The organism is Cupriavidus sp. R6-3 (assembly GCF_059772245.1).
The window spans coordinates 1-4254 of record NZ_JCBAJO010000317.1; the positions used below are offsets into that span (position 1 = coordinate 1).

At 69.3% G+C, this 4254-nt stretch carries 1 protein-coding gene and 1 pseudogene; both read right to left on the reverse strand.

The window, feature by feature from the left end; all coding sequences use genetic code 11:
- The coding region (locus AC6EI8_RS24690; RefSeq protein WP_498383149.1) for an error-prone DNA polymerase at window positions 1-2961 on the reverse strand (2961 nt) is incomplete at its 3' end.
- 265 nt (window positions 2962-3226) lie between these two features.
- Window positions 3227-4254, reverse strand: a pseudogene (locus AC6EI8_RS24695) (Y-family DNA polymerase); the annotation flags it as partial.

Here is a 4254-nt window from a genome sequence, read left to right on the forward strand (position 1 = left end):
GCGATGGCCGGCCAGCGAGCGCAGCGCATCGGCCGCGGCCAGCACGTCGATATCGTGCCGATCGAGGCCGGCGCGCAGCACCAGGTCCTCGACGCTGGCGAAGGGCCGCTCCAGCCGGGCCTGTTCGATCCGCAGCGCGGCGGCCTCGCGCATGCCCTTGACCCGGTTCAGGCCGAGCCGCACCGCATCGTTCTCCAGCACGCTTTCCCAGCCGCTGACCGTCACGTCGGGCGGCAGCGACCTAACGCCATGGCGGCGCGCGTCCTGCACCAGCTGCGACGGCGAATAGAAGCCCATCGGCTGGCTGTTCAGCAGGGCGCAAAGGAAGGCCGCGGGATGATGGCGCTTGATCCAGGCGCTGACATAGACCAGCTTGGCGAAACTGGCGGCATGGCTTTCCGGGAAGCCGTACTCGCCGAAGCCCTCGATCTGCTTGCAGATCGCCTGCGCGAACGCCTCCGGATAGCCGTTTCGGGTCAGCGCCTTGATCAGCGCGTCCTGGTGGCGCTTCAGATCGCCCTTGCGCCGCCACGCGGCCATCGAGCGGCGCAACTGATCGGCCTGGCCCGGCGTGAAGCCGGCAGCGTCGATGGCCAGCTGCATCACCTGCTCCTGGAAGATCGGCACGCCCAGCGTGCGGCCCAGCACGCGGCGGATCACCTCGTTGTGATAGGTCGGCAGCTTGCCGGTGCGGCGGACCATCTCGCGCCGCTTCAGATAGGGATGGATCATGCCGCCCTGGATCGGCCCCGGCCGCACGATCGCGACCTCGACCACCAGGTCGTAGTATTTGCGCGGCTGCAGCCGCGGCAGCATCGACTGCTGCGCGCGCGACTCGACCTGGAACACGCCGATGGTGTCGGCCTTGCACAGCATCTCGTAGGTGTCCTTGTCGTCCTGCGGGATGTCTTCCATGCGGCAGGGCAGCTCCGGATGCGCGGGATTCGGGATCATCGCCAGCGCGCGGCGGATCGCGGTCAGCATGCCCAGCGCCAGCACGTCGACCTTGAGCAGGCCCAGCGATTCGAGATCGTCCTTGTCCCACTGGATCACGCTGCGGTTCTCCATCGCCGCGTTCTCGATCGGCACCAGCCGCGACAGCTTGTCGCGCGCGATCACGAAGCCGCCGACGTGCTGCGACAGATGGCGCGGAAAGCCGCGCAGCTGCATCACCAGGCTGGCCCACTGGCGCACCGCCGGCGAATCGGGGTCGAGCCCGTAGCGCGAAATGCGTTCGACGAAGCTGTGTCCGCTCTCCCACCACGCCTGCCCCTTGACCACCTGCTCGACCACGCCGGGGTCGATGCCGAGCGCGCGGCCGACGTCGCGCAGCGCGCTGCGGGCGCGATAGGTGATCAGCGTCGCCGCCAGCGCGGCGCGATGGCGGCCGTATCGTTGGTAGATGTACTGGATCACCTCCTCGCGCCGCTGGTGCTCGAAGTCGACGTCGATATCGGGCGGCTCGTCCCGCTCGCGCGAAATGAAGCGGCCGAACAGCAGATTGGTCTGCTCGGGGCTGACCTCGGTGATGTACAGGCAGTAGCAGACCACCGAGTTCGCAGCCGAGCCGCGGCCCTGGCACAGGATGCCTTTGCCGCGGGCAAAGCGGACGATGTCGTAGACCGTCAGGAAGAAATGCTCGTAGCCCTTTTCCTCGATCAGCGCGAACTCGTCCTCCAGCCGCTGCCGCACCGTGGCGGGGACGCCGTCGGGATAGCGCTGCGCGGCGCCGGCCATCGTCTCCTGGCGCAGGTACGAACTCGGCGTATGGCCCTTCGGCACCAGTTCCTCGGGATATTCGTAGCGCAGCGTATCGAGCGAGAAGTCGCAGGCCTGGGCGATCTTGATCGTTTGCGCCAGCGCCTCGCGCGGATAGAGCCGCGACAGCCGCTGCCGCATGCGCAGATGGCGCTCGGCATTGGGCGCCAGCGCCATGCCGCAGGCGCCCAGCGGCTGGCCCAGCCGGATCGCGGTCAGCACATCGGCCAGCGGCTTGCGCGAGCGCACATGCATCTGCACCGCGCCGGCGGCCACCAGCGGCACGCCGGTGTCGGCGGCCACCGCTTCGAGCCGCTCGCGATGCAGCGCGTCGGCATGTTCCTGCAGCAGTTCCAGCGCGATCCAGACGCGCTCGCCGAAGATCGCGCGGCACCATTGCGCCTGGGCGCGCAGCGTCTCCGGGTCGGCGCAGTAGTCCGGCAGCAGCAGCGCCAGGCAATGCGGCATGCCGCGCAGATGCGCTTCCTCCGGAGCGGGATCGCTGATGTCGTGCTGGTACAGCTGGTAGCTGCCCTTGTCGGCCCGCCGGCGTCCGAGCGTGATCAGCTCGCACAGATTGCCGAACCCTTCGCGGTCCTGCGCCAGCAGGATCAGCCGGATACCGGACGGCACTTCGGATGGGACTTCGGACGGGACTTCGGATGGGTCCCCCCGTTGCCGCAAACCGAGGTCGCCCTCGCCCGCCTGCAGCGTCATGCGGCTGCCGATCAGCAGCCGGAAGGCTTCGGTCGCCTCGGCCCGGGCCAGCAGGCGCGCATGCCGGCGCAGGAACTCCGGCTGGACCGCCCCGCCTGCCGGCGAATCGGCCACGGCAGCGGCTGCCCCCGGGCCTGACGATGGCGCCGCGAGCCACATTTCGTTGTCGTCATCGTCGTCCTCGTCATCGTCGTCCGTGTCATCGGCAGCGCCGCCCGCCGCCATCCTCGCCAGCCGCGCCGCACTGCGCTCCACCGCCTCGCGAGTCCGCTCGCGCAGGGTCTTCAGCGCGTGATGCGCCCGCGCCGTGCCGGCCACCGACGCCTCGTCGGTCAACGCCAGCCCGCGATACCCGAGCGCCAGCGCCCGTTCGATCAGTTCCTCCGGATGGGAGGCGCCGGTCAGGAAGGTGAAGTTGGAAATGCAGTGCAGCTCCGCGTAGTCCGGCAGGCTGCCAAGCAGCAGCGAGGCGAGCGAGGGCGGCAACGAAGACGCGGAAAACGGGGACTGGGGTGGAGCTTGGGACACAGCACTGCGAGGGGAATGCCTGGGGCCGATACTGTATGTTTATACAGTATCGGCAAGCGTGAAGGCAAGATGAATTGCGGTGCGAGCCTGCGTGCCTTGTCGTCGTCCGTCCCGTTGCCCCAGCCACAGAAAAAACGATGGCCTCCCGAAGGAGGCTATTTCTCTCTCGCCGGCGTCCAACAGATGGGGAGCGGAGCTATCGTTTTCGGCATATGCGCTGTCCTTAGCCAAACAACCCATGCAAAAACCACCGGTACTCCCCTTCCTCCTCTCCCTCGCGTCCGGGGCGTTCGCGGTAGATCCAGCAGCGCAGGCCGTCGCCGCGTTCGGCGATGAAGTAATCGCGGGTGGCGAGGGCGCCGTCCCACCAGCCTGACTCGATGCGTTCGGGTCGGGACAGCAGCGTCAGCGGGCTGCCGTGGCAGGGGCGATGCCGGCGCACCGGCAGGCGCAGCGGCGGTTCCAGCAGCCACAGCGGACGGTCGGGCAAGGCGGCATCGGCCGAAGCCGGTACCGAAACCGGTGTCGAAGCCGGTGCCGAAACGCCCGAAACTTGCGCCGTCGAAATTCTCGACACCGAAACTCGCGGTGGTGAAACTCCTGGCGCCGAAGCACGCGGCGCCGAAGCACGCGGCGACGCGGCGCGGCCCGTGCCGGCTTCGTCGACGGGCCGCCAGCGGTTGGCGCATTCGGGCCGATGGTCCGCCAGCGGATGCGGCTGCAACACGTTTTCGCGGCCCAGCCGCGCCACCAGGGTATCGAGCACGCGGCCGAGTTCGGCCTGCCCGCCGCCGGGCTCGGGGAACAGCGTGTCGCTCTGCGGCAGGCATTCGGCCACGGTGTCGACCTTCAGCATCAGGCCGACTACTGGCGCCTCGAACTGCAGCCGGTCGAGCTTTTCCTGCAGCAGCCTGGACAGATGCACCGGATCGCGGCTGGGCTGGGCCAGGCTGACCGTCACCGGCGTGGCGGCGATGGCGGCGTCGCGCCGCTGGCGTTCGTGTTCGAGCCGCAGCACGAAGCGCGTGACGCCGGCCTGATGCGCCGTCAGCCAGCCGGCCACCGCCTGCAGCAGGCGCTGGGCGCCGGCCAGCACGCCGGCGGCCGATTCGGTGCGTCCCGGCAATTCCATCCGTTCGGCGAAGGTCGGCGGCGCGGTAAACCAGCCCAGGCGCGCCGGGCTCTCGCCATAGGCCTGGTCCAGCCGCGCCAGCAGCTCCGTGCCGAGCCGGCGCTGCAGGCCCGCGCGCG